This window comes from Bradyrhizobium sp. BRP19 (genome assembly GCF_020194195.1).
In the GTDB taxonomy this organism is placed as follows: domain Bacteria; phylum Pseudomonadota; class Alphaproteobacteria; order Rhizobiales; family Xanthobacteraceae; genus Bradyrhizobium; species Bradyrhizobium yuanmingense.
This window is the reverse complement of record NZ_JADYVZ010000001.1, coordinates 786,401-812,663: the sequence shown is the minus strand read 5'-3', so window position 1 is coordinate 812,663 and position 26,263 is coordinate 786,401. Positions and strand designations below refer to the sequence as shown.

At 63.8% G+C, this 26,263-nt stretch carries 25 protein-coding genes and 1 tRNA gene; 4 read left to right on the top strand and 22 right to left on the bottom strand.

What is annotated here, in order from left to right; genetic code table 11:
* The first annotated feature begins 196 nt into the window (after positions 1 to 196).
* Positions 197 to 823 (top strand): LysE family translocator, encoded by a 627-nt coding sequence (locus tag I6F36_RS03920; protein WP_225132617.1) that lies wholly within the window; start codon positions 197 to 199, stop codon positions 821 to 823.
* Positions 824 to 978: 155 nt separating this feature from the next.
* On the opposite strand, the gene argE is transcribed toward I6F36_RS03920, so the two are convergent.
* Positions 979 to 2,151, bottom strand: a complete 1,173-nt coding sequence (gene argE, locus I6F36_RS03915) for an acetylornithine deacetylase (protein WP_225132616.1) — start codon at positions 2,149 to 2,151, stop codon at positions 979 to 981.
* A gap of 1,045 nt (positions 2,152 to 3,196) precedes the next feature.
* Complete coding sequence (locus tag I6F36_RS03910; protein WP_109143341.1) at positions 3,197 to 3,982, bottom strand: SDR family NAD(P)-dependent oxidoreductase; 786 nt, start codon at positions 3,980 to 3,982, stop codon at positions 3,197 to 3,199.
* Between the two features lie 134 nt (positions 3,983 to 4,116).
* Between I6F36_RS03910 and I6F36_RS03905 the strand changes: the two genes are divergently transcribed.
* Together I6F36_RS03905 and I6F36_RS03900 are read left to right on the top strand one after the other, a co-directional pair.
* Positions 4,117 to 4,815, top strand: a complete 699-nt coding sequence (locus I6F36_RS03905) for a histidine phosphatase family protein (RefSeq protein ID WP_057029612.1) — start codon at positions 4,117 to 4,119, stop codon at positions 4,813 to 4,815.
* Positions 4,816 to 4,849: 34 nt separating this feature from the next.
* Positions 4,850 to 5,617 carry an SDR family NAD(P)-dependent oxidoreductase gene (locus I6F36_RS03900; RefSeq protein WP_036010906.1) on the top strand — a complete coding sequence of 256 codons (768 nt, stop codon included), beginning with the start codon at positions 4,850 to 4,852 and terminating at the stop codon, positions 5,615 to 5,617.
* 190 nt (positions 5,618 to 5,807) lie between these two features.
* On the opposite strand, the gene I6F36_RS03895 is transcribed toward I6F36_RS03900, so the two are convergent.
* On the bottom strand, positions 5,808 to 7,043 hold the full coding sequence (locus I6F36_RS03895) for a serine hydrolase (RefSeq protein WP_225132615.1): 1,236 nt from the start codon (positions 7,041 to 7,043) through the stop codon (positions 5,808 to 5,810).
* Between the two features lie 148 nt (positions 7,044 to 7,191).
* Between I6F36_RS03895 and I6F36_RS03890 the strand changes: the two genes are divergently transcribed.
* Positions 7,192 to 7,267 (top strand) — tRNA-Trp (locus tag I6F36_RS03890).
* A gap of 105 nt (positions 7,268 to 7,372) precedes the next feature.
* On the opposite strand, the gene I6F36_RS03885 is transcribed toward I6F36_RS03890, so the two are convergent.
* The 19 genes from I6F36_RS03885 to I6F36_RS03795 all read right to left on the bottom strand — a co-directional run bounded on the left by I6F36_RS03885 (position 7,373) and on the right by I6F36_RS03795 (position 26,247).
* Entirely contained in the window at positions 7,373 to 8,134 is a 762-nt protein-coding gene (locus I6F36_RS03885) for a glycosyltransferase family 2 protein (RefSeq protein WP_225132614.1), read from the bottom strand.
* Between the two features lie 138 nt (positions 8,135 to 8,272).
* Positions 8,273 to 8,779 carry a hypothetical protein gene (locus I6F36_RS03880; RefSeq protein ID WP_225132613.1) on the bottom strand — a complete coding sequence of 169 codons (507 nt, stop codon included), beginning with the start codon at positions 8,777 to 8,779 and terminating at the stop codon, positions 8,273 to 8,275.
* 4 nt (positions 8,780 to 8,783) lie between these two features.
* Positions 8,784 to 9,290, bottom strand: a complete 507-nt coding sequence (locus tag I6F36_RS03875) for a hypothetical protein (RefSeq protein WP_225113242.1) — start codon at positions 9,288 to 9,290, stop codon at positions 8,784 to 8,786.
* Between the two features lie 159 nt (positions 9,291 to 9,449).
* Positions 9,450 to 10,490 carry a Gfo/Idh/MocA family protein gene (locus tag I6F36_RS03870; RefSeq protein ID WP_225132612.1) on the bottom strand — a complete coding sequence of 347 codons (1,041 nt, stop codon included), beginning with the start codon at positions 10,488 to 10,490 and terminating at the stop codon, positions 9,450 to 9,452.
* A gap of 3 nt (positions 10,491 to 10,493) precedes the next feature.
* Positions 10,494 to 11,699, bottom strand: coding sequence for a class I SAM-dependent methyltransferase (locus tag I6F36_RS03865; RefSeq protein ID WP_225171038.1), 1,206 nt, complete (start codon positions 11,697 to 11,699; stop codon positions 10,494 to 10,496).
* A gap of 9 nt (positions 11,700 to 11,708) precedes the next feature.
* The gene (locus I6F36_RS39830; RefSeq protein WP_036010928.1) at positions 11,709 to 12,914 is read right to left on the bottom strand and encodes a class I SAM-dependent methyltransferase; all 1,206 of its coding nucleotides are present in this window, start codon (positions 12,912 to 12,914) and stop codon (positions 11,709 to 11,711) included.
* A gap of 244 nt (positions 12,915 to 13,158) precedes the next feature.
* Complete coding sequence (locus I6F36_RS03855) at positions 13,159 to 15,057, bottom strand: hypothetical protein (RefSeq protein ID WP_225171037.1); 1,899 nt, start codon at positions 15,055 to 15,057, stop codon at positions 13,159 to 13,161.
* Between the two features lie 315 nt (positions 15,058 to 15,372).
* Positions 15,373 to 17,133 carry a hypothetical protein gene (locus tag I6F36_RS03850; RefSeq protein ID WP_225132609.1) on the bottom strand — a complete coding sequence of 587 codons (1,761 nt, stop codon included), beginning with the start codon at positions 17,131 to 17,133 and terminating at the stop codon, positions 15,373 to 15,375.
* A 4-nt stretch (positions 17,134 to 17,137) separates the two neighbouring features.
* Entirely contained in the window at positions 17,138 to 17,722 is a 585-nt protein-coding gene (locus I6F36_RS03845; RefSeq protein ID WP_225132608.1) for a WbuC family cupin fold metalloprotein, read from the bottom strand.
* Complete coding sequence (locus tag I6F36_RS03840) at positions 17,700 to 18,365, bottom strand: class I SAM-dependent methyltransferase (protein ID WP_225132607.1); 666 nt, start codon at positions 18,363 to 18,365, stop codon at positions 17,700 to 17,702. Before I6F36_RS03840 ends, I6F36_RS03845 begins: the two co-directional genes overlap by 23 nt.
* 25 nt (positions 18,366 to 18,390) lie before the next feature.
* Entirely contained in the window at positions 18,391 to 18,783 is a 393-nt protein-coding gene (locus I6F36_RS03835) for an LIC12192 family sporadic carbohydrate cluster protein (RefSeq protein ID WP_225132606.1), read from the bottom strand.
* Positions 18,776 to 19,582, bottom strand: a complete 807-nt coding sequence (locus I6F36_RS03830) for a sporadic carbohydrate cluster 2OG-Fe(II) oxygenase (RefSeq protein WP_225132605.1) — start codon at positions 19,580 to 19,582, stop codon at positions 18,776 to 18,778. The genes I6F36_RS03835 and I6F36_RS03830 overlap by 8 nt, the downstream gene beginning before the upstream one ends.
* Positions 19,579 to 20,697, bottom strand: coding sequence for a DegT/DnrJ/EryC1/StrS aminotransferase family protein (locus tag I6F36_RS03825; RefSeq protein ID WP_225132604.1), 1,119 nt, complete (start codon positions 20,695 to 20,697; stop codon positions 19,579 to 19,581). The genes I6F36_RS03830 and I6F36_RS03825 overlap by 4 nt, the downstream gene beginning before the upstream one ends.
* The gene (locus I6F36_RS03820; RefSeq protein ID WP_036041517.1) at positions 20,687 to 21,793 is read right to left on the bottom strand and encodes a DegT/DnrJ/EryC1/StrS aminotransferase family protein; all 1,107 of its coding nucleotides are present in this window, start codon (positions 21,791 to 21,793) and stop codon (positions 20,687 to 20,689) included. The genes I6F36_RS03825 and I6F36_RS03820 overlap by 11 nt, the downstream gene beginning before the upstream one ends.
* Before the next feature lie 8 nt (positions 21,794 to 21,801).
* On the bottom strand, positions 21,802 to 22,761 hold the full coding sequence (locus I6F36_RS03815; protein WP_036010951.1) for a transketolase family protein: 960 nt from the start codon (positions 22,759 to 22,761) through the stop codon (positions 21,802 to 21,804).
* 10 nt (positions 22,762 to 22,771) lie between these two features.
* On the bottom strand, positions 22,772 to 23,620 hold the full coding sequence (locus tag I6F36_RS03810) for a transketolase (protein ID WP_081493800.1): 849 nt from the start codon (positions 23,618 to 23,620) through the stop codon (positions 22,772 to 22,774).
* A complete protein-coding gene (locus I6F36_RS03805) occupies positions 23,595 to 24,632 on the bottom strand; it encodes an aminoglycoside phosphotransferase family protein (RefSeq protein WP_225171036.1) in 1,038 nt (345 codons plus the stop codon). Before I6F36_RS03805 ends, I6F36_RS03810 begins: the two co-directional genes overlap by 26 nt.
* Positions 24,629 to 25,240: a hypothetical protein gene (locus I6F36_RS03800; RefSeq protein ID WP_225113233.1), complete on the bottom strand. Its 612-nt coding sequence runs from the start codon at positions 25,238 to 25,240 to the stop codon at positions 24,629 to 24,631. Before I6F36_RS03800 ends, I6F36_RS03805 begins: the two co-directional genes overlap by 4 nt.
* Positions 25,241 to 25,245: 5 nt before the next feature.
* Positions 25,246 to 26,247, bottom strand: a complete 1,002-nt coding sequence (locus tag I6F36_RS03795) for an NAD(P)-dependent oxidoreductase (RefSeq protein WP_036010979.1) — start codon at positions 26,245 to 26,247, stop codon at positions 25,246 to 25,248.
* Positions 26,248 to 26,263: the final 16 nt, after the last annotated feature.

The following is a 26,263-nucleotide window of genomic DNA, read 5'->3' as shown; positions in this document are numbered from 1 at the left end:
TGCTCCACACGCGCCGTCATTGCGAGCGCAGCGAAGCAATCCAGATTCTTTCCGCGGTGGCCCCCTGGATTGCTTCGCTGCGCTCGCAATGACGAGGAGGCGGAATCCAAGACTCGCAATTCACACCGCGCAAGTGCCTTTCGCAGCGACCGAGTCCTTGTATCCCTTTGCCCAATCCGCCCCGGGAGACCCGCGCATGATCGACCAAACTACCCTCATCACCTACGTCCTCATCGTGCTCGGTTTCGTCTTCATCCCGGGACCAGCGACGCTGCTCACGATGGCGCGGGCGGCAAGCTCGGGAACGAAGGTCGGCATCGCCACGGGTGCGGGAATCGCCGCTGGAGACCTGGTACATACGGGGATGGCGATTGTCGGACTCTCGGCGATCATCGCCACCTCGGCGCTGCTGTTCAGCATCGTCAAATATGCGGGCGCCGCGTTCCTGATCTATCTTGGCATTCGGGCGATGCTGGACAAGACATCGATCGAGTTGAACGGCAGTGCCCCCACGATCGGCGCAGGTCGCGCATTCCGCCAGGCCGTGCTGACCGAGGTGCTCAATCCCAAGACCGCACTGTTCTTCCTGGCGTTCCTGCCGCAATTCGTGAAGCCGGAGCACGGCGCGCCCGCACTTCAGCTTGCCATTCTCGGTGTCGTCTTCGTGCTGCTCGGTCTGCTCAGCACCATCGTGTTTGCTGTCGGCGCCGGCCGTCTGGGCAACCTACTGCGCCGCCATCCGGCGGTGGTGAAGTGGCAGGGCAAGGTGGTCGGGACGATCTACTGTGCCGTCGGTTTGCGGCTGGCGCTGCAGGAACGCTGACGCGCGCGATGAGCCCGTAGCCACAATGAGTGCGACGATATCCGGATAGGTGATTCCCAGACGCTCCGTCATTGCGAGCGAAGCGAAGCAATCCAGAAATCCTTCCGCGGTCGCAGTCTGGATTGCTTCGTCGCTTTGCTCCTCGCAATGACGAGCTACCCCTTCGCACAATGCGCGATCAGCCGCTCCACGAACCCCGCGCATTTCTCCAGCTCCGCCATCTCCACGAACTCATCGGGCGTATGCGCTTGTGCGATCGAGCCCGGGCCGATCACCACGGAGGGAATGTCGGCGATGTCGGCGAACAAGCTCGCCTCGGTGCCGAACGCGACCTTGGCGTGGTCGTTGCGTCCTGCGAGGCTCTTGGCCAGCGTGACGATGGCGGCGTCGGCGGCGGTGTCGAGCGCGGGATAGTCGAGGATCTCCTCGAAATCGATGCCGCAATCGGGATGTCTCGCCTTCATCGCCGGCTCAATCTCGGCCTTGGCCCAGGCGACGATCGCATCGGTCACCTCCTTGGACTCGGTGATCCCGATGCCGCGGCATTCGAAATCCACGGTGCAGGTATCAGGCACGATGTTCAGCGCTGCGCCGCCGTGCACGATGCTGGTGAGCAGCGTCGAATGCGGGACGTCGTAGAGGCTGTCCGTCAACCGCACGGCCGCCAGCGCCACTGCGCGGCGGCGGATCTCGACGATCAGCTCGGCGGCATATTCGATCGCATTGACGCCGTCGGGCGCGATCGAGGAATGACGTGCAAGCCCGTGGAATGTGGCGCGCACGCCGTGCTTGCCCTTGTGGCCGATGATGACCTGCATCTGGGTGGGCTCGCCGATGAATGCGCCGAGCGGCCGGACCCTCTTCTTCGCGACCTCGTGCAGCATCGGCCGCACGCCGACGCAGCCGATCTCCTCGTCATAGGAGATCGCCAGATGAATCGGCGTCTTGAGTCTCGCCTCCACCATCTCCGGCACCATGGCGAGGCACACCGCCACATAGCCCTTCATGTCCGTGGTGCCGCGGCCGTACAGCTTGCCGTCACGCTCCACCAGCTTGAACGGATCATGGCTCCAGTCCTGGCCCACGACAGGCACCACATCGGTATGGCCCGACAGCACGAAGCCCGGCCGATCCTCCGGTCCGATCGTGACCCAGAGCGAAGCCTTCTCGCCGGTCTCGTCGACGATGCGCTCGCCCTTGATCCCGAACGCGGCGAGATAGCTCTCGATATGGGCTATCAGGGGCAGGTTGGTGCGGTCGCTGACGGTGTCGAACGAGACGAGGTCGGCGAGGAGTTTTCGGATACGGTCGGGTCTTGAGCTTGGCATTGTCATGTTCTGTTGGAGAGCAGGAAGGCTGAAGCGCCTGCAGGAACCATACCAACGTGACGGCCGGTCGGGCAAATCAACACCGCAGCCGTCATTCCGGGGCGATGCGCAGCATCGAGCTATGGTGCGCAATTGCGCACCTGAGAATCCATCGGGCCGCATCACCCGCTGCGAAATGGATTCCGGGCTCGCGACTTCGTCGCGCCCCGGAATGACGAGGGGAGGTCTACGAAACCTTGCGTTGCCCGACGGGCGCTTTACCGAAATTTGGAAATCGCGTATGTGTCGCGCAACCCGGCCCAAGGAAGAGGGGCCGTATCGCGATCGTCACGAACGCGGGCCGGGCGGCGGTGGACGCGGGTCACACCGGCGCGAAAAGCTTCGCAGGGCGGAGAGCCGTGAGCGAAGACCTCGCGCCAAAGACGGGTGCGGTTCGCGTACGGCAAAATCGTGTGGTCCTGGGCGCCCGGGGTCTGTGCGCCAAGTCTTGTGGTGATGTGAGCGGCCCAACCGGGCCACGCGTCAGCCATCCGCAAGGCGACGGGGGCAATAGTGCATCGCTCCCCGGGGAGAGCACGACATAAGCCGTAAAGCCACTGCGCGGGGAGGGCCGGATGTTTGGCTGCACCTGTATGCCGCTGTGCAAATTCTTCGTTGCCACCTTTCGCACAGTGGACCGTGGGTGCCCGGCCGGCGTCCGGTCTTCCCTGCGCCCTTTTCATATGAGGGCGAAGCCAAAAGGCAAAGCTCGGGCGAGATGCGCCGCGAGGATGCGCAGGTGTGTCCGCAAAATGAGATGCCCGTCGCAGAACAGCGCCGGCGCCACTTGCTCCGTCATTGCGAGCGCAGCGAAGCAATCCAGAGTCTCTCCGCGGATGCAGTCCTGGATTGCATCGCTGCGCTCGCAATGACGAGGGTGGGACACTGTGCACCAAACGACCGATCGTGCCCCGGACGCAACGCAGCGCCTCCCTGGCGATGCGAAGCATCGTCCGGTTCGGCGGTGCGCTGCAAAGCTGCGGCCATGTCACAGCGAGCCGTGCAACTAAACCGGCTTGCCCGTATACGGCATCGACGCCGTCAAGCCGCCGTCGACCGGGAACGCCTGGCCGTTCACATACGAAGCCTCGTCGCTCGCCAGGAACAGTCCCATCGCCGCGAGCTCGTGCGGCTGTCCCGGCCGCTTGAGCGGGTTGAGCTGGCCGATCTTGTCTTGGGTGCCGCGCTCCTTGGCGCGGTCGAAGATCGGCTTGGTCATGCCTGTTTCGATCAGGCCGGGGCAGACCGCATTGATGCGCACGCCGGTGCCGGTGAGCGAATACGCCGTGGTCTGCACCAGGCTGATCACGCCGGCCTTGCTCGCGGCATAGGGATGCCCGCTCGCGCCGGCCTTGAGGCCGGCGACAGAGGCGGTCAGCACGATCGCGCCGGACTGCTGCTTGACCATGTGCGGCATGGCGTACTTCACCGCGAGGAACGGCCCGATCAGGTTGACGCGCAGGATTTCCTGCCAATGCTCGACGGTCTGCTCGGCGAGCGGAACGAGTCCGCCGGAGACGCCGGCATTGGCCCAGATCACGTCGAGCCGGCCGTGCGTTTTCACCGCCTTGTCGATCACAGCGATGACGTCTTGTTCGGAGCCGGCATCCGCAACCATCGCTTCCGCGACGCCGCCGGCCTTCTTGATCTCCTCGACCGTCTCCTTCACCGCCTCGGTGCGATCGACCGCGATCAGTTTGCCGCCCTCCTTGGTGAACAGCAGCGCAGCCGCGCGACCGATGCCGCTGCCGGCGCCGGTGATGATGACGGATTTGCCTTGCAGGCGGCCCATGCGTTTTCTCCCTTTTGTTCGCGCACGATGCTTGCCGCGCGACGGAATTTCAAACAAGATTTCAAACGGCAAAGTGTCTTGAGACGCGTTCACTACTCACGTACAGCGACAATAGACGGGATGGAAGGGTTTCGATGGCAGGTGCAGACAAGCCGAACGTGGTCATCACGCGGTGGTGGTGGGTCCGTCACGCGCCGGTGCGCAACGACGGCGGCAACATCTACGGGCAGAGCGACATCGCCTGCGATACCAGCGATACCTACGTGTTCAACGCTGTTGCCAAGGTGCTGCCACGCCAGGCGGTCTGGTATTCGAGCAATCTGATGCGCACCCATCAAACTGCCGAGGCGATCTGGGCTGCGGGTTTTCCAAGGCCGGCAGCGCTGAAATGGGAGGCGGATCTCGCCGAGCAGAACCTGGGCCGCTGGCAGGGCATGAACCGCGCCCAATTCATTGCCAGCCGCCCCGTCGGTGCGAGCTGGTTCGCCGACATCAACGAGCCCGCGCCCGGCGGTGAAAGCTTCATGGACCTGTACAACCGCACGCGCCGCACCATCGAGCGGATCAACGCCGAGGCGGCCGGGAAGGACATCATCGCAGTCGCGCATGGCGGCACTATCAGGGCGGCAGTGGGGTTCGCGCTCGGCGGGCAGCCGGAACGCGGGCTGTCGTTCGACATCGACAATTGCTCGGTGACGCGGCTGGATTATTTTGCGAGTCCCGATCGCACGGTCTGGCGGCTGCCGATGGTCAATCAGCAGCCTTGGATCGCCGATCCAGCGCACGCGGCGATGCATCAGCCGGCGGGACCGGAAGTCAAGAAGCTGGCCTGATACTGAATACGAAAATCAAATCTGGGAGAGAAACATGACCTTGTTCGACATGAAGGGGAAAGTCGCCGTCATCACGGGCTCGACGCGCGGCATCGGGCTTGCGATCGCCGAGCGCATGGCCGAGCACGGCGCCAAGGTGGTGATCTCCTCGCGCAAGGCCGACGTGTGCGAGCAGGTGGCGAAAGGCATCAACGACAGATTCGGCAAGGGCACCGCGGTCGCGGTCGCCGCCAACATCTCCTCGAAAGAGAATCTGCAAAACCTCGTCGACGAGAGCAACCGCGCCTTCGGCAAGATCGACGTGCTGGTCTGCAACGCGGCGTCGAATCCGTATTACGGCCCGCTCGCCGGCATCTCCGACGATCAGTTCAGGAAGATCCTCGACAACAACATCGTCGCCAACAATTGGCTGATCTCGATGGTGGTGCCGCAGATGATCGAGCGCAAGGACGGATCGATCATCATCGTCTCCTCGATCGGCGGCCTCAAGGGCTCGACCATCCTCGGCGCTTACGCCATCTCGAAAGCCGCCGACATGCAGCTCGCGCGCAACCTCGCCTGCGAATACGGCCAGCACAACATTCGCGTGAACTGCATCGCGCCGGGCCTGATCAAGACCGATTTTGCCAAGGCGCTGTGGGACAATCCGGAGAACCTGAAAGCCTCGACCTCGCGCTCGCCGCTCTTGCGCATCGGCATCCCCGACGAGATCGCCGGCGCGGCGGTGTTCCTGGGCTCGAAGGCCGGCGACTTCATGACCGGCCAGACCATGGTGATCGACGGCGGCGCGACGATCAGTTGAGGTGCGAGATCAGGTCGAGGTGTAGCCGCGAAGAACAGTGCGCTCCCTCTCCCGTTTGCGGGAGAGAGTATATCCGCAGAGAGACTCCCAACGAGGAGAAAGCCCTCACCCGGCGCTATGCGCCGACCTCTCCCGCAAGCGGGAGAGGTTGCACCGAGCTCGCCGCCCGATCATTCGATTCAACCAGCGGTCACTCCACCGCCGCGTAAACCAGATCCCGCACCAAGGTCCGCGTGTAGTCGCGCTGTCCCGGCCCCTGGCTCATGAACACTGCGAACAGATCCTCCTTCGGATCGATCCAGAAGAACGTGCCGGCAATGCCGCTCCAGAAATACTGGCCGACGCTGCCTGGGAAGGGCGCGATGCCTGCCTCGCGGCGCACGGCAAAGCCGAGGCCGAAGCCGTGGCCGGGCGAGAGCAGGGTGCCATTGACCGCAACACCGGGAGCGAGGTGATCGGAGGCCATCAGCTCCAGGGTCTTGCGGCCGATGATCCGGTTGCCGTCGAGCGTGCCGCCGTTGCGCAGCATGAGGCAGAAGCGGGCGTAATCCATCGTGGTCGAGACCAGGCCGCCGCCGCCGGACTCCATCACGGGCTGCTCGAGCATGTTGAACAGGGCGACCTTGTCGCCGGTCCACGGGTCGGCCGCGAAAGGCTCGGCAAGGCGGCCGGCATTGGCCTGGCTTGTCGAGAAGCCGGTTTCGGCCATCTGGAGCGGCGCAAGCACGCGCTCGGTGAGGAACGCGCCGAGCGATTTGCCGCTGACGACTTCGATGATGCGGCCAAGGATGTCGGTGGAGCGGCTGTAGTTGAACTCCGCGCCGGGCTGGCAGACCAGCGGGAAGCTCGCCACCAGCGCGGCATGTTCGGCGTTGGTGATCTTTCGGCTGCGGACGCGGGACTCCTGGTAGAGCTTGTGCACGGGGCCGTCGCCCTGGTGCTCGTAAGTGAGGCCGGAGGTGTGGCGGAGCAGGTCCTGCACGGTCATGGGCCGCGCCGGCGGTACCAGCTCCAACCGGCCGTCGTTGACGACGCCGACCTGCTGGCTCGCGAACTCCGGGATGAACTTTGCGACGGCATCGCTGAGCAGGAGCTGTCCGTCCTCGACCAGCGCCATGATGCCAACCGAAACGATCGGCTTGGTCATCGAGAAGATGCGGAAGATCGAATCGCGCGCCATCGGCGCCGCGCCTGCCGGGCTCTGCTTGCCGAGCGCCTCGAACCAGCCGATTTGGCCGCGTCGCGCCACCAGCACCGTGACCCCGGGAACGGTTCCCTTGTCGATCTCGCGCTTGAAGGCGTCCGACATGGCCTGGAGCCGTGGCCGCGACAGCCCGAGCGTCTCTGGGCGCGCTTCCGGCAAAGCTGGGGTGTGGGGCGCGTTTGCGGCCTGCGGGGCGGCAGTGGCGGTCGCTGTAGCGGTCATGGGCACTCCCGATTGTTTTTCGTTATGGCCGATGGACTGTGGCCCAGAACCCCCGGCACAAACAAGCGAAGCCGGCGCGGTTCACCCTTGCAAACCGGCCACTCTCTGTGCTTGAAAGCGCCCCTGATCCGCGGCGACGCGGGTTCGTAGGAGTGTAGCTCAATTGGTAGAGCACCGGTCTCCAAAACCGGGGGTCGCAGGTTCGAGCCCTGCCACTCCTGCCAGCCAAATCAATCACTTAGACTAGATTGCGGCGGGAGGGCGTCCCGCGCGCGCCCGTGCTCTCGCAGCCGCTGTGCTGGAGGTGCCGTGTCGTGGTCCGGCGAGGCCTAGCGCGCCGGGGTCCGTTCCGCGTCGGCGGGAATCTGCCTGAGGTTGACGTTCCGGATGGGAACGCGGCGCAGCAGGGAAAGGATGGTCCCGCCGAGCTCGAGATAGGTGCGCAGCCGCAGCGCGCGCGACGAGCCCTTCAGCTGCGCGTTCAGGCTCACCGGAACCTGGACGTAGGTGAGGCCGAGCTGGAGCAGGGAGATCAGCGCACAGATCTGGTAGCCGTAGCCGTCGGCCTTGACCGCGATCTGGCGCAGCCATTTCACGGGATAGACGATCATGCTGTGATAGTCGGACAGCCAGAAGCCGAACAGGCAGTTCAGGATGAACCGCAACGAATGCGACTGCAGCGAGCGGTTGACGGAGCGGTCCGACTGGTTGTCGCGATAGGTGATGACGAGGTCGGCGGCGCCCGCCGCTTTGAACATCCGGGCAACACCCTCGTTCTGGAAGGCGTGATCGCCGGGGATGAGCGTGATGGCATCGAATTTCGCGCGCGACAGCGCATATTCGAAGCCGGCACCGACACCCCGCGGTTCGGCATTGTGATGCACGATGATGCGCGGCTCGCCGGCTGCGAACTCGTCCATGATCGCGCCGGTGGCATCGGTGCTGCCGTCGTCGATCAGGAAGATCTCGAAATCGTCGAGCAGGTCGCGGGCGAGCGGCAGCACGCCGTCGATCGTGTCGGCGATCTTGTCCTGCTCGTTCAGTGCAGGAATGACGATCGTAAGCCTTTTTGCCGCCCTGGAAGGTGTCATTGTATGCGCCCGTTGGCGGGGCCACTCTGTCCCGGTGACCCCATGCAAGTCTAGGTCATCTGAACCGGGCGAACAATGCGGCTCGCCGGTATGCCCACAAGACCGGCGCGAAACCTATGATGTGTGTGTTCCGCGCAACTAGTCGGAAAAATCATAGAGGCTGGTGTCGCCAATGCCGAAGGCGCGGCGCAGCCGTCCGACGTGGCCTGCCATATTCCGGCCCGCCGCCGTCGCCGCGAAGTGCGAATCGGACCGTTCCACCAGGCCGCCATCGACCAAGTTCCCAATTCGTCCGCGGAACAGATCTGGAACCTGCCCGTCAGCGATCTCCGATAGCGGTGCCCTGCGATCGGGGCGATCGACGAGGCTGAGCAGGATGCCCAGCGAAACCGATTTATACACGGCGCCAAAGGCGAACACGTAAGCCATGACGCAAAATCCGAAAATCGATGCGGCGTCCCAGTACTGAAGCTGCGGGACGAAGAGAATTCCGAGCATCACCCCGAAACCGTGCGAGACAACCGTGGCAATCGCCAGCAGGGTCACGGGTCCGAGCGGCCAAGCGCGTGCGCGGGCCATGAATTGCAGGGCAGGCGCCAGCAGGGCGAACACGGCGACGGCGGCAAGTCCGACAGCAAAGGACATCGACTCACCCAAGGCCTGTCGACAGACGAACGAGCTTGACGAGATGCGCTACCGCAACCCCCTTGGAGGTGGGGGCAAGCCGGCCGTCCGCCGTGATGACCATCCCGGCCCCGATCAGGAGCTTCAGGCGATTGTGCGTGAAGGTGCCGAGATCTCCACCTTGCATGTAGGCTGTCGCCCATTGCTCCAGGGTGAGAGGATGTCCAGCCTGAACGAGTGCGGTGAGCAGCGTCAGCGTGAAGCCCCAGGCCAGCAGGCTGAACAGGATGTAGCAGAGCATCATTGCGGTCCCGAGCAGGAAGAGACCGCCAAGCACATCGCCGACGTGGCGCTGACCTGGAAGGGCGATACAGGCGACGGCGTAAAGGATGACGACGCTGATGCAGCCCAGCCGGAAGCGACGGCCGGCTCCGCCGGTGGCGGCGATGCGCGCGTAAAGCAGCAACAACAGTGGAAAGGCGAGGCTGACACCAATCGCAGCAGCTTGCGCCGGGCCCGGTAGCAGGTTCATTGCGGAAAATCGTCCCGGACGCCTCTCAGGCCAGTCAGAGCGAAAGTCTATAGGGGGTCGTATTTTTCAGGTCAAGGCAGCCCGGCGCCTTTGACTGGCGATTGTCACGCGGACTCGCGTGTGTCGCGATGGAAACGGCTGGCTGCGCAAACTTCCGCATCATGCGATGCCGTCAGCCCGCCGCTTGTAGACCATCTCCGCCAGTGAGATGTCGGTCACCGAGTCCGCGCCGGAGGCCAGGGGGGGGCGTCCCTCGGCGATATCGGAAACGAAGGCGTCGGCCTGGCGCCGAAATGCCCAGCTCTTTTCACCCGTCAGATGCGTGCTTTGACCATCGTGCTCGACGATGACCTCCGCCTCTTGCTCGGCAAAGGGCGGGGGCAGTTTCAAGGTCACCGCCCCGCGCTCGAAATCGATCGTCAGACCCTCGCGCCAGGCTCCCTCGGACCCGTTCACGAGATCCAGCGTACAAGCGATGCCGTCGAAGTCGAGGGTAATGCGCGCGGCTCCCGAAGTTTCGACGGAGCTGTCGGCGACCGTTGGCGATGATCCGAGCAGGTAGCGCGTCAGATTGATGATATGGCTGAAGACGTTCAGAAAGTTGTCGTAGCCGGCCCGCATCGTGCTCGGCATCCAGTCGGGACCGTCCTTCCAGAGTTCGATCCCGTCCGGCCGTGTTTCGCCGGTCATCACGAAATTGTCGCGCGACCGGCCGGTGTCGCCGCCGAAGCACCAGCCCTTGGCGCGGACCACGCGTCCGAGCGATCGGTCGTTGCGCAAGCGCGTCAGCACATCGAGCGCGCGCGCCACACCGGCATCGTGACGCTTCATGTAGCCGACGCTGTAGACGAGGTTTCGCTGCCGCGCCGCTTCGACCAGCAACGTCGCCTGAGCCGTCGTATAGGCCATCGGTTTCTCCGACAGCACGTGGCGGCCGCTGTTCAACGCGTCCAGCACGATCGGACCGGTGGCTCGCCGCTTTGTCACGACCACGACAGCGGACACCGCAGCGTCCGCGAGCAACTCCCGATGCGTGCCGTAGACCTGCGAGATGCCGAACTTCTGCGCTGCGGCGCCAGCGAGATCCGGCCGGAGATCGGCGATGGCGACGACGCGGCAGGCGGGATTGGCGACGAAATTGGCGAGGTGGCACATCTGGCCGACCATCCCCGTTCCGATGATGCCAATGCCTGGCCTCACTGGCTATGATCCCTTGAAGCGCTTCCGGATGACGAGGAAATGCGCCGGCTGTCCCCAGGTGTTGATGAATGCCGGATCTGTCTGGGTCAGGGCCGTGACCGCAGGCGCATCGCGTCGCCCAATCGCGGCGAAGATGCGGTGGAAACTGTCGAGCGTCGCAACGATGGTTTCGATGTCGGAAGCATCGTCCGCGAGAATGTCCGTCGTTCGGATAGCCTCGCGTAAGGACGCAAGGCTTGCGGTCACGCGCGGCAGGCTCTCGCCGAAGGGGGCGTCGATCATCGCGTCGACGTCGAGAACCAGCGTCTCGATCGATGCCGAAATCGCCGCCACGGCATCGGCCTTGCCGACCAGGTAGAGCTTGCGTCCGCCGAGGAAGCTGAGGCGGCTGCGGTGGAGATGGCGCGCCGCACGCCGCAGCTTCTCGTCGGCGGAGAGAACCTTCTTGTGCCAGTAGACGTCCAGGCTGTCGCGATAGGCTGGCCACGCCGAATGGATGTCGAATCCCTGCTCATGCGCTGCCGTGCACAAGGCGGCTGCGTCGAGGAAGTACCGATGCCGGACGAACGGGTTCTCGAGCACGTCCATCAGCCAGGATTCGAAGCTGCGGGTGTGCGGAATGCTGTTCCATTTCGCGTCGAAAAGCGTCTTCGCGGTTTCGAGTGCGGGACGGCCCGACAAAGCCTTGCCGGCGGCATGGATTGCCTTGAGCGCGAGCTCGAAGAAGCCGCCATAGCGCTCGTAATAGGACACGACGGCGAAACCGTCCGGATTGAGCAGCCGATGGAAGACGCCGAGCCAATTTTCGGTCGGCTGCACGGTGTAAATGAAACCTTCGGCATCGATGATGTCGTAGCGGCGCTCGCTGCGAAATCCTTCGACATCGGCCAACGCGAGTTCGCGCAGGCGCTCGCTCAGGCCAAAATGCGCGAAATAGGTCTCAATTTTCGGATGCGCATGCCGGTTCGGTTCGGCGAGCGCCATGTTCGCGCCCCAGCCGGCAAACACCAGCGCATTCTCACCGGAATCTGGACCGAATTCGAGCACCTCCGCATCGCGGAACAGCCGCGGCGGCAGCACGAGCTTGTCTGAAAACAGCTCGCGCCGCTGGCTGGCATATGCATCGAGTTCGGCGGCCGATTTGAAATTCCCGAACGTCGGTAGGACGTCCTGACGTTCGTAGTAATTGAAGAGCTTCTCGTCAGCCATGCCGCGTCCCTAACCCAAGGCCGCCTCGAGCCGGTCGAGCTCGCTCCAGATGTCGGAGGGCGCGAAAATCGAAACGATGTGCAGCGGCCGCTTCACGTTCTCGCGCAGCCGGCTGCTGACCTTGGCTTCGTTTTCCTGGTTCACGGCGAGAAGGCAGACGAGCGGCTCCGACTTGCCGGCGAGCTCGTCCGGCGAACGGATCGGTATGCCGGTGCCGGGCAGGAACAGCCCCTGGCGCTCCTTCTGGTCGTCGACGGAGAGATCGACGAGCTCCGCCAGCTCATGCGCGTTGGTGAAGGTGCAGGCGCGGCAGCCCGCGCCGTAGATGGCAATCTCGGCGCCGTTCGCACGGGCCTTAGCGAGGATCGGCCGCAGGCGCGCGCCGTACTCCCTTGCGCGCTGGCCGAATTTCTCGCCGACGCCGGAGGGCGCAGGCGGCGGCGTCACGTCGCGGGTTGCACGACGGGCGGCGATCGCGAGGCTGCCGCCGCTGAAATTGTATTTCTTCACCGAGACGGCCTCGAAGCCGTGGCGGACCAAGAGCGCGAGTAGCGTCGGCTCGGTGAAGTAGCTGACGTGCTCCTCCCACAGCACGGAGAGGTCGCCCGCCGTCGAACCGGGATCAAAGTCGGGCACGTCGATGAACAGCAGTCCGTCGTCGCTGAGCGCGATCTTCACGCAGTCGAAGAAGTTCTCGAAATCGACGATGTGCTCCAGCACCTGGCGCGAGACCACAAGATCGAACTTGCCGGACTGGGCGACCGCGTCGTGACACAGGGCCGGGCTGATCATGTCGGAATAGACCTTGATGCCGCGTTCGCGGGCAATCTTGCCCGACACGGGGTTGGGCTCCACACCGACCAAGACCTTCGCGCCGCGTTCGCGCAACTTATCCATGAACAGGCCGTCGTTGCATCCAATCTCGAACACGGATTGGTGCTTCGAGAATTTCGCGATGGTGTCGAGCTCGTCGACCTGGTGCGGCTCCGGCTTCCAGCTGCTGAAATTGTAGTTGAACTGGCGATAGAGGATGTCTGGATCAATCGGCTTGACGATCTGCGGCAGGCCGCAGTCGCCGCAGGCGAGGACCTCGAACGGATACCGCTCCTCCTGCTCGTTCCGGCTGCGCCGAAGTCGATGCGCGATTGGCATTTGCCCGAGGTCGATGACCGGTCGCAGGTTGGTCGAATGGCAGAGGCGGCAATGATCGGTCACTGATTATTCTCGCATTTGAGCAGGTCTGACGAGGCGACCTTCAATGGAAACCGGCGTGGCCGGCAACGAGACGCTCCCGGATACATCATAACCGGGTTACGCGGGGCATTCCTCCGGCCTGTGCGTTCTCGGCCAAAGCAGGTAGCAGCCGTGGATAGGTCTTGCAAGACGTGCCGCCGTCCCTCAATTGGAGGTGGATGCGGCCGGCCATGTACGCGCGCGACGGCTGCGAGCACGGTCGACGTCAAGGCCGCCGCCGCTCGTAGAGTGTCAAATTACCCCGGGTCTCCACGGCCACGAAATCCCGCTTGATCCGCTTCATGACCTCTTGAACATGGTGGTACTCCGGCCTGCGCTCAACCATGCTGTCGTAGAACAGCCGGTCCGCCGGGTTCATCGAGCGATCCAGGAACCGCGCGTCAAAGGACACCAGGAACGGCATGAAATAGGCCATCGGCGCCCGATGGGCCTGGGCCAGATAGGCCCAATCCCTGAGGGCGATGACCAGAACCCTCTCGTCTGGCCTGGTTTTATCCTGGATGAACTTCGCATCGGCCTCGGTGATCTGATCCAGGTCCTCCTGCCACGTGACCGCCGGGCTCGAGACGAACGGCCACCGCAGAAGGCTGGGATAAGTTGCATACGATCTCAGGCCGTAGAGGTGGGGATTGTTCTTGTCCTGGACGAACAGCAGCGCAAGAACGGTCGCAGCGGCCGTTATGGCGCCGGCGGTTCTTCGGAACGACGGTTGCCACCCCGTTGAAAACTGGCGGATCCACCAGGCCGAGACCATCACCAGCGGCAACGCGTTCTGGTGCCAGACAGCGTCCAGCGTCCGGTTGACCCATTTGATCATCAGCGCCATGCCAATCATCGACAGCGTCAGCAGAATCCCGGTCACGAACCGGTCATGCCAAGAATCGGAGGGCCGTGACAGCCGGATCGCGGCCCAGCCCACAGTGATGCATCCGACGATCTGGAGCGGCAGATTGTAGATGATGCCCCAGCCCAAGTCCCATTTGATGGGCGTGCTTCCCCACCCGGTCCCGTAGAGTACGAGCGGGCGAAAGCATTCGATCAGAAACTCCAGGGAGAAGGCTCTCGTGCCGAACAGCACCAGGCACATTAGGATTGCGGCACCTATCGATGTGACTGCGAACACGAGGGCATTGCGATAGTTCGGAAACCCTCCGGCGATCGCCGCGACGAAGGTACCCGTCACAAGGAAGAACAGCCCGATCTCGGTCTGCCAGAGCAGCGAGACGGCGCACATGATGGCCGATAGGATTAGCCATGTCAGGCGCCCGGGAGCGGTGCAGTGCAGGCTGATCGCGAGCGCAAAGACGATCAAGAGCGGAAATCGCGTCGGGTAGGCAGATGGCGAGTAGAACTGGCCGGTCGTAGAGAAAGCCAGCACGGCGAGCGCCGTGATGACGGCGATCGCGGCAAGCTTCGAGCGGATCAAGTAATACAGAAGAAAGTAGGCCTGGACGTAGGTCGCGAGCGTGACCGCGATGTTCAATCCGACCGCTCGCATCGCCGCCGATTTCCAGTCATCTCCCATGATGAGATGAAAGAACCAGCCGAGCGCAGGGCCGTAATGCGAATGGAAGTCCAATCCGGGAACGAGCCCGGGGGCGTAGCCATAAAGCGCGGGGCCGATGAAGTAACTTACCTTGTGCGCTTCGTCCCTCACGGCCGCGGTCAGGCCTTCGAGGTCGGAGGGGATCAGCAGCAGAGCGAGGAATATGATCGCGAGCAGATCGCCGGCCCCCACGCTGAACCGGGTGTCGGTCGAGGGTTTTGCAGCAGGAAGGTAATTGTTGGCGTCTCGATTGAGCGCGACGGTGATAGCGGCGACCGCCAGCAGGGCGATCGCGATCCCGGGGCTCCTCCAATCGTTGGCAGCGCCGAGGGCAAGATAGACGAAGCTCGCCGTGATGGCGCTCAGTGCGAGCGAGCCCGATGATCGATACGTCGCGTACAATGCCGCTGCTGCCGCAATCGGCCCGGACAGGAAGAACGAGCCGTAGAACGCCTTCTTGCAGAAATCGCAATTCCTGTCTGCCAAGGCCATGTCGAAGCCTTCGACGAAATTTGATTGAAATGACGGAAGGTGATTTTTCACCAGCAGCAGCACCACGTAGGCGACGGCGCATCCCAGCAGGGCGACCACAACAGCTCTGGCGGCGATCGAGAATTCCCTTGTGTACTCCACTAGGAGGTCTCGAGGCTAGCTACGATCGAAGTCGGGGAGGAGGCTGCGTCGAACACAGCGGAAAATCTAACTTTCTCTGAAATCACGTCCAGTCCCCAATTGCCTGAACTTCCCGTTGCGAGGCGCTTCTACCACCACAGCGTTCCCTGAACAATCCCGCGAAGCCCGTGGTTGCCTCCGGCATGGCAATGTTTGTGTCTGGATGACGGGCGCTGGAACCCTCCATGGCTGACGCATGCTCTAGCGAACTCCAGAGGCAGCACCTTCACATGCCGGGGCCGGCAGCGCCAGCAACCAGGCTGCGCCTCGGACGCCAGGCCGATTGCAAGGCGGCCGATACTCGGCTCTCGCCACAGGGGCCGGCTCTCCATCCTTCAACTGCATCAGTTCACCGCGGCCCTCCGTGGCCGAGGAGTTATTTCCGAGGGTCGCCGTCAGAAGCTCGATGAATCCAATGTCGTCGGGTCGTGGAATTCCCGGGGCGGCGCGATAGCGCCAGGTCTCGCGACGGGGTGGGCAAGGAAAGGTCTCGAGGTAGGAAACCGGGCAGTTGCCGTTCACAACGAAATGAGGATCAGTAAAATCCCCGCAGTAGTCCGTGTAGATAAACGACCGCTCCCGATTTTCATCCCGCAGGATCGTCTGTGCCACGTTCATGTCATTGCCGCCGAGGCATCGTGAGCGGAACGAGAAGACGTGCGAGTTCTCGAACTGGAGCTTAACGACCTTTGGCTCGGGGTCCGCGAGCAAGGCTGCTCGGACTTGCCGCAGCATGTCGCTGCTGAGCAACCCGTCGTAGAGCAGCCATTTGGAATCGTGAGCCGACGACAAGGCGAAGATCGCGACCAAGCCCCCCGCGACGGCTGCGCGGACGCGCGATCCCGGAATCGCCTGCACAACGGTCGCCATCAGGATCAAGACGCCGAACTGCGAGGGAAAGAGTAGCCTGGACTCGCCCCGCGTCACGTCGCCATAAATTCCGGTAAGAGCGTAGGGCAGCGCGCCGATGAGGGCAATCGCGGCTCCCAGCACCAGCAGCGGAAGCATCGCATTCGTGGTCGAGCGGCCGTTCAGCAGCCAGGGCGTCCACAATGCTGTCGATGAGAACCGGGCAAAGACGGCGATCGTGGCCAATGTCACTGCCGCGGAAACAGGAAGCCCCAGCAGCGCAACCCCGTGAGAATATGCGTAGCTCAGGCCGCTCGGGAAGGCCATGAGGTGCGCATAGAGCGCATTGGCTATGATCGAGAAATCGTTCGCGAAACTGTATTGTCCGGCGTAGTGGCCGCTCTTCCCCAGAATTGTCAGTCGCAGAACGATCATGGCTGCAACGGCCAGCCAGAACGGTACAAGACGCGCGAGTTTCTGCCTCCACCGCTCGGGACCAGACCAGGCGAGCACGACGCGAACCGGTTCGAGGGCGATCAGAGTCTCGAGCGACAACGCGAATAACAGACAAAAAGGTGCGCTCCATCGAAGCGCCCGCACCTTCGAATAGGACAGCTCGTAGGACAGCAGATAGAAGAGCAGGAAGAAGTCGTAGACCGCGTTGAGTGTCAGGCGAATTGCATAGAACGGGCTGAGCAGGAACAGAGCCGTGACAAGACCGGCGATCCGTCTGGTATAGGATGATCGCGACAGGACGGAGTGAAGCAACACGCCGTTGACCAGATGGCAGGCTAGTCCCGCGAGCCGCGCAGAGACATCGGGAGTATCGTTCAAAAGCGCCACAAACAGCGTCATCGGGATTGCGAAGCCGGCGTGTGCCGACTCCCACAGCACGCGAGCGACGCCAGCGGCACCTTGAGTCCAATAGATGTAGTACACAGTCCAATCGTCGCCGAAGACCTCACGCGCGAACAGCGCGGGCACGGCCGTAACAAAGGCGAGAACCAGAGCGACGTAGACGTATCCAATGCCCGCCCGCTCCCGTTGTCGGAGAGCCGCAGCTTTCGGATCTACATTCGTGCGAGCATCGTCGAAACCGACGGGGGTGACCATGGTCCTAGGCTTTGCCTCGTTTGTTCAGATGCTCCGCGGCGAGCCTACCAATTCTTGTGACGTAGTCCTGCACCGCGGCAGCGTCGCTGCCATCAGGCGCCCAGTCGGGAAATGCCGTGCGCGAAGGATCGAACGGGCCGGCGGTGGTTTCGTGAAATACCAGCCATTCCGAGGTGATCAGGATCGAGTGGAAGACCTGTTCCGGCATGCGATAATAGCAGCGCTTGCCCCGACCGTAGGGCGCCATCTCGAGCACCTCGCGAATGCCGCCGTCGTCCTCGAAGATCACGACCTGCGCGGTCCCCTCGATCACGTGGAACGATTCAGGTTTGCCAAGGTGCTTGTGCGGCCGGACATAGGCCTCGCGATGATGCACGATCAGCATCTCGTGCAGTCCCGATGAGGGATCGGGATGCGTGCACAGCCGGCTGCGCAGGCGCGGGTTGCCGGCAGCGATGCGCTTCAGCTCCGCGATCGTGGCGTCATCCGCGGTGACGATGGCGTCGTCCGAATAGTACACTTCCGGGTTTTGCGCGCGCAACGAGGTCGGCCGGTGCAGGCCTGCCTCATTCGAAGAAGATGAACCCATGGTCGCCCCGATACCCGCATTTGTCGTAGATCCAGGCCCATGTTTGCGGGCCGTGGAAGCTCAGGCAGGTGAGCTGCCAGTAAAGCAGATTGACCTTCTCGCGCTCGTTGCGGAAGGATTCGACCATCAAATATTTCGAGGTGCCGCGTCCGACGCGCTCGATCTCGGGCACCGCGCGGAACACGTCCTCGAGCGGAAGGTTGTGCAGCACGCCGAGCGAGACGACGAGGTCGAAGCTGTGGTCGGGGTAGGGGAGCTCGACGGCGCTGCCGACCTTCAAATGCGGCCGCACCTCCTCCTTGGCGTTGGCGATGCCATACTCGGAGATGTCGATGCCGGCGATCCTGAGATCGGGGACGAGCTGGGTGAACTCGTAGAGCAGGTAGCCCTTGCCGCAGCCGACGTCGAGTACGCTCATGCCCGGTTTGATGCCGTAGCGATCGATCAGGGTCTGGGCGAGCGGGCGCCACCGTCCGTCATAGCGATAGCCGCCGTAGCCGTAGCGCCGGTCGCCGTCCCAATAGTCGCGTCCCCATTGCCGCGCCACAGTGGCGGATTCCGCCTTGTCGTGCTCGACCACGCGCTGGACGTAGTCCCGCCTCGTCGATGCGTGCATCGGCTGGAGCAGGTTGATCTCGGTCATGGGGGCCAACCGGTCCGCGGCATCATCACAGGATAGTCGCGAACTTGTTGACGAGCAGGATGTCCTCGACGGCTTGGATGTCCTTCTGCGACGCCAGCGTGATCTCCTCGACCGCTGCATGGAGATCGCAGCCCTCGCGCAGCACGCGGTCGTAGATCTGCCGCCGCCGTGCTTTGTCGGGCGGCAGCATGAAAATGCTGTAGAGGATCAGCCCGCGCAGCTGCGGCAGCTCGTCCAGAATGTCTTCCAGCACCATGTAGCTGCCGGGCATGGTGTGCTCGGCGGCGCTCAACAGATAGTGCAGGTTCTTGCGCCGCGCATAGTCGCGGATCACGATGTTCTGGACGTGCTGCGGGGTGCGGCTGCCGTTCAGCGGCCTGGCGCCGATATAGCCGCGATGGCCGGCTCGCTCAGCCATGGAAGCCTCCCGGCAGCTTGTACTGCATCCCGACCCGGGTTGCGGGGCGCAGCAGGATCGGCTCGAAGAACTCGCCGAAGCGCTTGTCCGCGTAGGGCGACATGATGCTCTTGAAGCGGCAGTTCATGCTCCAGCGCGTGCCGGCTTCCTCGTTGACGCGATTGCCGTGCATCAGGGTCTGGTTGAACAGCATGACGTGACCGTAGGGAATCTCGATGAAGGTCGCGTGCGGCTTGATGGTCTTGTAGAGCTCTTCGGCGCTGCGCATGGCCGCCATCCGGTCCTGCATCTCGCCGTTCAGGGACGGCGGCAGCAGATACATCGACTTGGTGCGGTGGACATCGACCAGGGGCACCCACACCACGACCTCGAACGGCGAGTCGCCCGACCAGACGTCGGAATGGGTGGCGAGCAGCGAGGAGCTGTCGCCGGGAAGCTGGATGCTGAGATTGACGCGGCGCTGCATGCAGAGCTCGTTGCCGACGATGGTCTCGATCGTCGAGCGCGCCAGGCGGAAATAGGTCGGCCGGAACCAGGGCTCGGCGTTGAGGCCGTTGAAGACGTGCAGCCGCAGGCCGTTGAGATCATCCACGCTCACCCGCGTGTGGATGGTGTCGAGCATCGCGTAGGGATCGTTGCTGTGCGGCAGCTTCAGATAGTCCGCCGCGAGCTCGGCAGCACGGCGCTGGATCCGGTCGAGCCCGGCGCGATCGTCGGCCGGGGTGGTGACGAAGCCATCGTCGATGAAACGCTGCGCCAGCGCCTGCTCGTCGGCGTGCAGGAAGTCCGTGTCCGTCATGCAAAATACTCCCGGGCGGTCGCGCAAATATAGCTGAGGTCGGCGGCCGACAGGAACTGGTTGATGGGAAGCGTGAGGATCTGGTCCGCCTGCCGTTCCGTCACCGGGAACGCGCCGCGGCCATGGCCGAGATGCGCTGCTGCCGGCTGCAGGTGGATCGGAACCGGATAATGGATCGCGGTCTCGATGCCTTTGTCGGCAAGATATTTCTGGAAGTCGTTGCGACGCTCGGTCTGCACCACGAAAGTGTGGAAGGTGTTGAACTCGATGTTCCGGCAGGGCGGAATGAACAACGGCAGGCCGGCGAGCTCGGCGCGGTATTGCGCGGCGTTGCTCCGCCGGCGTTCGATCACGGAAGGAAGGTGGCGCAGGCGGATGCGCAGCACCTCGGCCTGGAGCGTGTCGAGCCGCGACACGATCCCCCATTCCTGTACGTCGCTGCGGTTGATCAGGCCGTGATTGCGCAGCCGTCGGATTCTTGCGGCAAGCTCGGCGTCGGCAGTGACGAGGAAGCCGGCATCTCCGGCGGCATTGAGATTCTTCAAGGGGTGGGCGGAGAAGCAGCCGAAGGTGCCGATCGTGCCGCTCATCCGGCCGTCATAGGTCGAGCCGACCGCCTGGGCGCTGTCCTCGATCACGGCGAGCGCGTGCTTCGCAGCGATCGCCATCAGCGGAGCCATGTCGGCCATGCGTCCGGTCAGATGCACCGGCATGATCGCCTTGGTCCGCGGCGTGACGGCGGCCTCGACCGCGGCCGGATCGATGTTCTGGTCCGGCAGCACGTCCGCAAACACCGGCGTGGCGCCGACCGCGATGATCGCGGCGGTCGATGCTACGAACGAATTCGGCGGCGTGATCACCTCGTCGCCGGGACCGATGTCGAGCGCCCGCATGGCGAGGATCAGCGCGTCGGTGCCCGAATTCAGCGTCACCACATGCGGCGAGCCGAGATAGGCGGACAATTCCTCCTCGAGCCTTCCGACCGCCGCCCCGCCGATGAAGTCGCCGCGCTGGAACACGCCCTCGACCGCCTGCATGATCTCGGCGCGCTCTTCCTCGAACTGCGCAGGAAGATTGACGTAGCCGATGCGCCGGCGGCCGGTGTCAGCGTCCATGGCAGAACTTCCTGACGGTCTCGATGACGCGGTCCTGCTGGGCGCGCGTCAGGTGCTGGTCGACCGGGAAGCTGATGACTTCCTTGGCATGGCGGTCGGTGACCGGGAACGTGCCCGGCGCGTAGCCGAGATGCTTCAGGCCTTCCTGCTGGTACAGCGGGATCGGATAGTGGATCTTGGCCTCGATGCCGTTGTCCAGGCAATATTTGTAGAGCTCGTCGCGACGTTCGGCGAACACCATGTAGAGATGGTAGACGTGCTTCACGTTGGGACGGCGCGGCGGGACGCGCAGGCCGGGCAGGCCGGCGAGACCCGCATCGTAGTAGGCCGCATTTTCGATTCTGCGGCGCGTGATCTCGCTGGTCTGGCCGATCAGCCAGTTGCCGACCACGGCCTGCAAGGAATCGAGCCGCGAGTTGCAGCCGAGGATCGCGATCTCGTCGCGGTTCTTCATGCCGTGGTTGCGGATCAGGCGGAGCTTTTCGTTCATGCCGTCGTCATTGGTGACGACGACGCCGGCATCGCCCCAGACGTTGAGGTTCTTGAGCGGATGCAGCGAGAAGCCGGCCGCGATGCCGTGGGTGCCGGAGCGTTTTCCCGCGAACTCCGACAGGATGCCCTGGCAGGCGTCCTCGACCACAGGCAGGTTGTGGCGCTGCGCGATCGGCATCAGCTTGCCCATGTCGGTGACCTCGCCGGTCAACTGGACCGGCATGATCGCCTTGGTCTTCCCGGTGATGGCAGCTTCGACCTGGTCCACGTTCATGCAGAAGGAATCGTCGCAATCGACAAGAACCGGCGTCGCGCCGGTTTCCGCGATCGCGCCGACCGTGGCGATGAAGGTGTTCGCGGCGGTGATGACCTCGTCGCCATGACCGATGCCGAGCGCCTTGAGCGGCAGCTTGAGCGCGTCGGTGCCGGATCCGACGCCGATGGCGTGCCGGACGCCGATCAATTCGGCGAAGCGCTTCTCGAACTCGGCGACGGGCTTGCCAAGGGTGAAGTCACCGGTCGCAACCAGCCGGCCGATCTCGGCGAGGATCGGTGCGGGATCCGCGAATTGCTCGAGCAGATAGGAATATCGAACGTCGTACATGTGACCCGTCAGGTGGAATGAAGTTGAGGTGAGGGGGTGTGCGACGCCGCGAGCGCATGCTCGATCGAGGTCGCAATGGCGCCGGCGGAGAGTCCGTGCTTCTTCAGCAGCGAGTCCTGAGAGCCGTAATTGTGCATGAAGCGGTCGGGCAGCGACAGCCGCAGCATCGCAGGGAAACCGGAGCCGAGCTTGTCGATCAGCGCCTCCGCGACCGCGCTGCCGAGGCCGCCGGAGGGCACGTGCTCCTCCAGCGTGGCCACGAGCCTGGTGCCGCGGATCGCCTGCAGCAGCGCTGCGGTATCGAGCGGCTTCACGGTATGCATGTGCAGGATGCCGGCGCGAATGCCTTGCGCGGCCAGCAGGTCGGCTGCGGCGAGGGCGCGCTGGAGCATGATGCCGGTGGTCACCATGAGGACGTCGCCGGGCGGCCGCATCAGGATGGCTTTGCCGATCTCGAAGCCGTGCTCGGCCTTGGACACGATGGCATCGCCGCCCTTGCCGAGCCGGATGTAGATCGGGCCCTTCCAATCCAGCGTCTGCTCCATCATGCGCGCAGCCTCGTCGGCGTCGCACGGGCAGATCACCGTCATGTTGGGCAGCGCCCGCATGATGGCGATGTCCTCGATCGCCTGGTGCGTGGGACCGAGCGGCGCATAGACGAGGCCGCCGCCATTGGCGATCAGCCGTACCGGCAGATTGTGCAGGCAGAGATCGACCGCGACCTGCTCGTAGCAGCGGCGGGTGAGGAAGGTCGCGATGGTGTTGACGTAAGGCACGAAGCCCTCCATCGCGAGACCGGCCGACATGCCGATGATATGCGCTTCCGAGATGCCCTCGATCAGGTGGCGCTTGGGAAACTCCTTGCTCATCGCGCGCAGCGTGCCGGCACCCGGATCGGAGCCGATGTAAAGCACACGCTCGTCGCGCGCGGCGAGCTTGTGGACCATGTTCATCGCGGTGTTGCGCATGGGGAGCCGATCAAAAATCGCCGACGGCGACGCGAATGGCGTCGAGCTCGCTGTCGGTCAGCTTGTTCTTGTGATGCCAATCGGCATTGGATTCCGCAGCCGGAAGACCCTTGCCCTTGACGGTATGGCAGATGATGGCGGTGGGCTTGCCGGCAACGGCCGGGAGCTGCTTCAAGACCGTGCGCAGTGCGCCGACGTCGTGGCCGTTGACCTCCTGCACGGCGAAGCCGAAGCTGCGCCATTTGTCCGCGAGCGGCTCCAGCGGCAGCACGTAGTCGGTTGGGCCGTAGCTCTGCAGCTTGTTGTAATCGATCAGCGCGACGAGGTTGTCGAGGCCGTGCTTGGTTGCGCCCATCGCCGCTTCCCACACGGATCCCTCGTTGATCTCGCCGTCGCCGAGCAGCACGAAGGTGCGGTAGCTGCGCTCGCGCATGCGGGCGGCGAGCGCAAGGCCGACGCCGATCGAGAGGCCATGTCCGAGCGCGCCGGTCGAGGCCTCGACGCCGGGCACCATGCCGTATTCGGGATGTCCGCCCAGAATGCTGTCGGGACCGCAAAAGCCGTCCAGCTCCGACAGCGGGAAGAAGCCGCGGTCGGCCAATAGCGCATAGAGCGCCAGACATCCGTGTCCCTTGCTGAGGATGGCGCGGTCGCGATCGGGATCGCCCGGGTTCTTCGGGTCGATCCGCAGTACGTCGTCGTAGAGCACGCGGACCATCTCGATCAGCGACAGGGCAGGCCCGACATGGCCGCGTCCCGCGGAGCGGACAGAACCGAGGACCAGGCGGCGCAAATAGAGGCTCCGCTCGTCCAGCGTGCAGGTGAGAGCAGCTTCAGCGTGGGGTGAGATCTGGATCACGTTGGCAAATCGTTTGGTGGAGCCGACGGGCTTTGTCGAGCTGGCGGGCAAGGCGGACCGTCAGATCGCCACCTTGCGCAGCCAGGGCACGCCGGGAGCGGCTTTCCGGCAAATAGGCATTCAGGACAATCAGGCACCAAATCGCCCCGAACACAGGATACAGTACGTCAAGGCGGACCGCAAACGCGTCATCCCCAGCCGCGAAAGCGCGCGAGAGCCGCTCGATCAATCGGTTCGCATCGGCCACGGGCAGACCGCTGCCGGGGTGAATCGCGGTGTCGGACACGAGCTTGACCGGGTCGTCCCAGCCGAAATACTCGAAGTCGATGAAGCGCAATTTGCCGTCGTCGGTGCGCAGTGCGTTGTGTAGTCCGCAATCCGACGGGCTCAATGCACGTTGGGCGGGCGCAAGGTCCGCGGCGGGATCCAGGCCCCGTTCCGCATAGCGCCGACGGAGTTGCCGGATCGCGACGGCAGCGGTGGGAACCAGGCTGCCGTCCATGAACGCGCGCAGATCCGGATGATCATCCGAAGTCCGCCTCAGGTCGTCGAGGCGTTGCTCGTACTGGGCGATGGCCGCCTCGGCCGAGAAGATGCTGGCCGACGCATTCCGCAGAGTCTGCGCGCCTTCAGCGTCGTGCAGCTTTTGCAGCTCGATCAGGAAATCGGCCAACTGGTCGGCGTCGTCGGGCTGCGGATGCAGGACCGCGGGTTCACCGTCTAACCATTGATACAGCGCACAGAACGCGGCCGGATCCTTCGCGATCGGCCGCGGCGTCGCATTGATACCGTGGCGCGAGAGAAACGAGAGCGCGTCATATTCCTGTCCCAGCCGATCGCGCCCGTCGGACGGATAGTGCTTAAGGGCGATCGGCGGGCCTTCCGCCATCTCCAGCCGAAACACCCGGTTGTTGCCGCCGGCCCGCGCCGGTTGCGCCGCCGCGACCCGCGCCCCGGAGAGGCGGCTGCCGATCGAGACCGCATCCTGTGCGCTGAGGTCCGACTGGCTCATGCTCCGAACACTCCGCGGTGGATATCGGCCCAGGTCGCGAGCGGCTCGCAATGCGCGGGATGCGGCGGCCGCGACTGCGTGAACAGGATCGATCGCGTCGCCTTCGGAAAATGCGGCTGCTCGAAGACGTCGACGAGATCGTCAATGAAGATGTCGAGCTGCAGGCTTGCCAACCGCTCGACCTTGGCCGCCAGCGTGTCCTCGAAATAGACATTGCCCGCCGAGATCGCCGCGTCGGCGGTGTCGATGAGGCCCGCGCTCTTCAGCCAGCCACGCGCAGCCTCGCGCAAGTCGACCCGATCGGGATCCTGATGGCCGAACTGCGTCTTGTGGCTGACGATATGGACGCTCGCGCCGGCCTTGCGGCACGCGGCAAGGAACTCGCGGACGCCAGGGTTGATCTCGGCGCCGCCGATTCCCTTGCCGTAGACGAAGCCCTGCAGCCCCTGCCAGGCAAGCTCGCCGCCGGCGCGGGATCGCAAGAAATCCCGCACGTCGGTCTTCAGCCCGTCCCAGCCCTCCGGCACCAGCCCGCGCTGGCGCGCGGCCGCGGCAAAGACCTTGTCGTAGCAGATGATCGTGTTGTCGAAATCGATGCCGATCCGCACGCCGCTCACTTCAGGCTGATGTTCTGCATCATCTTGATGTTGAAATACCTGGGATCGTTGAGTGAGTTCGGCAGGCGGCCCGCCCTGAAGGCGTCCACGAGCCCTGACACGGCCTGCTCGATCGTGTGCGTCGGCGCAAAGCCGAGCTCGCGGCGGATCTTCTCCGACGAGACGTGGTAGGAGCGGAGATCGTCGGTCGGCTCGACGGCCACGTCGACATTGTTGCCGACCACCGATTTGACGATGTCGGCGATCTTCATCAGCGAGTGGTTTTCGTAGCCGATGTTGTAGGTCTTGCCGTCGATCTTCGCATCATCCTGCTGCAGCAGGAACAGATAGGCCGCCGTCATGTCCTGGATGTGCAGATTGGGCCGCTTCTGCGTTCCGCCGAACACGCGGATGCGGCCGGTGTTGACGGCCAGATTGGTCAGGATGTTGACGACGACGTCGAGCCGCTGCCGCGGAGCGTAGCCGCAGACGGTGGCGGGGCGAACCGTGCAGGTGACGAAGCCGGACGCGGCCTCGTCGGCAAGATCGGTCTCGCACATCGCCTTGAACTTGGAGTAGTCGGTGAGCGGCTCGCAGGACAGCTCCTCGGTCACCTCGGCCTCATCCTTGATGCCGTAGACGCTCGAGGAGGAGGCGTAGATGAAGCGCTTGATACCCGCCTTCTTCGCGGCGCGTACCATCGGACGGAAGCAGTCGTAGTTGATGGACTTGCCGAGTGCCGGGTCCAGCTCGAACGAGGGATCGTTGGAGATGCAGGCGAGGTGGATCACCGCGTTGTTGCCGCGCAGGGCCTCGTTGACCGCGGCCTCATCGCGGATGTCGCCCTTGATCAGGCGGAGGTTCGGATTGTCACGAACGGCGTCGAAGACGTCCTCGCCATACATGAACAAGTCGAGCACGGTGACCTTGTGGCCCGCGGCAAGCAATTGCGGAACCAGCACGCTGCCGACATAGCCGGCGCCACCGGTGACCATCACATTCCATTTCCGATCAATCACTGTCGTTCTCCGGATT

Coding starts and splice junctions, on each gene's coding strand:
- I6F36_RS03920 (WP_225132617.1), top strand. CDS start 197: ATGATCGACCAAACTACCCTCATCACCTACGTCCTCATCGTGCTCGGT.
- argE (WP_225132616.1), bottom strand. CDS start 2,151: ATGCCAAGCTCAAGACCCGACCGTATCCGAAAACTCCTCGCCGACCTC.
- I6F36_RS03910 (WP_109143341.1), bottom strand. CDS start 3,982: ATGGGCCGCCTGCAAGGCAAATCCGTCATCATCACCGGCGCCGGCAGC.
- I6F36_RS03905 (WP_057029612.1), top strand. CDS start 4,117: ATGGCAGGTGCAGACAAGCCGAACGTGGTCATCACGCGGTGGTGGTGG.
- I6F36_RS03900 (WP_036010906.1), top strand. CDS start 4,850: ATGACCTTGTTCGACATGAAGGGGAAAGTCGCCGTCATCACGGGCTCG.
- I6F36_RS03895 (WP_225132615.1), bottom strand. CDS start 7,043: ATGACCGCTACAGCGACCGCCACTGCCGCCCCGCAGGCCGCAAACGCG.
- I6F36_RS03885 (WP_225132614.1), bottom strand. CDS start 8,134: ATGACACCTTCCAGGGCGGCAAAAAGGCTTACGATCGTCATTCCTGCA.
- I6F36_RS03880 (WP_225132613.1), bottom strand. CDS start 8,779: ATGTCCTTTGCTGTCGGACTTGCCGCCGTCGCCGTGTTCGCCCTGCTG.
- I6F36_RS03875 (WP_225113242.1), bottom strand. CDS start 9,290: ATGAACCTGCTACCGGGCCCGGCGCAAGCTGCTGCGATTGGTGTCAGC.
- I6F36_RS03865 (WP_225171038.1), bottom strand. CDS start 11,699: ATGGCTGACGAGAAGCTCTTCAATTACTACGAACGTCAGGACGTCCTA.
- I6F36_RS03850 (WP_225132609.1), bottom strand. CDS start 17,133: ATGGTCACCCCCGTCGGTTTCGACGATGCTCGCACGAATGTAGATCCG.
- I6F36_RS03845 (WP_225132608.1), bottom strand. CDS start 17,722: ATGGGTTCATCTTCTTCGAATGAGGCAGGCCTGCACCGGCCGACCTCG.
- I6F36_RS03840 (WP_225132607.1), bottom strand. CDS start 18,365: ATGACCGAGATCAACCTGCTCCAGCCGATGCACGCATCGACGAGGCGG.
- I6F36_RS03835 (WP_225132606.1), bottom strand. CDS start 18,783: ATGGCTGAGCGAGCCGGCCATCGCGGCTATATCGGCGCCAGGCCGCTG.
- I6F36_RS03830 (WP_225132605.1), bottom strand. CDS start 19,582: ATGACGGACACGGACTTCCTGCACGCCGACGAGCAGGCGCTGGCGCAG.
- I6F36_RS03825 (WP_225132604.1), bottom strand. CDS start 20,697: ATGGACGCTGACACCGGCCGCCGGCGCATCGGCTACGTCAATCTTCCT.
- I6F36_RS03820 (WP_036041517.1), bottom strand. CDS start 21,793: ATGTACGACGTTCGATATTCCTATCTGCTCGAGCAATTCGCGGATCCC.
- I6F36_RS03815 (WP_036010951.1), bottom strand. CDS start 22,761: ATGCGCAACACCGCGATGAACATGGTCCACAAGCTCGCCGCGCGCGAC.
- I6F36_RS03805 (WP_225171036.1), bottom strand. CDS start 24,632: ATGAGCCAGTCGGACCTCAGCGCACAGGATGCGGTCTCGATCGGCAGC.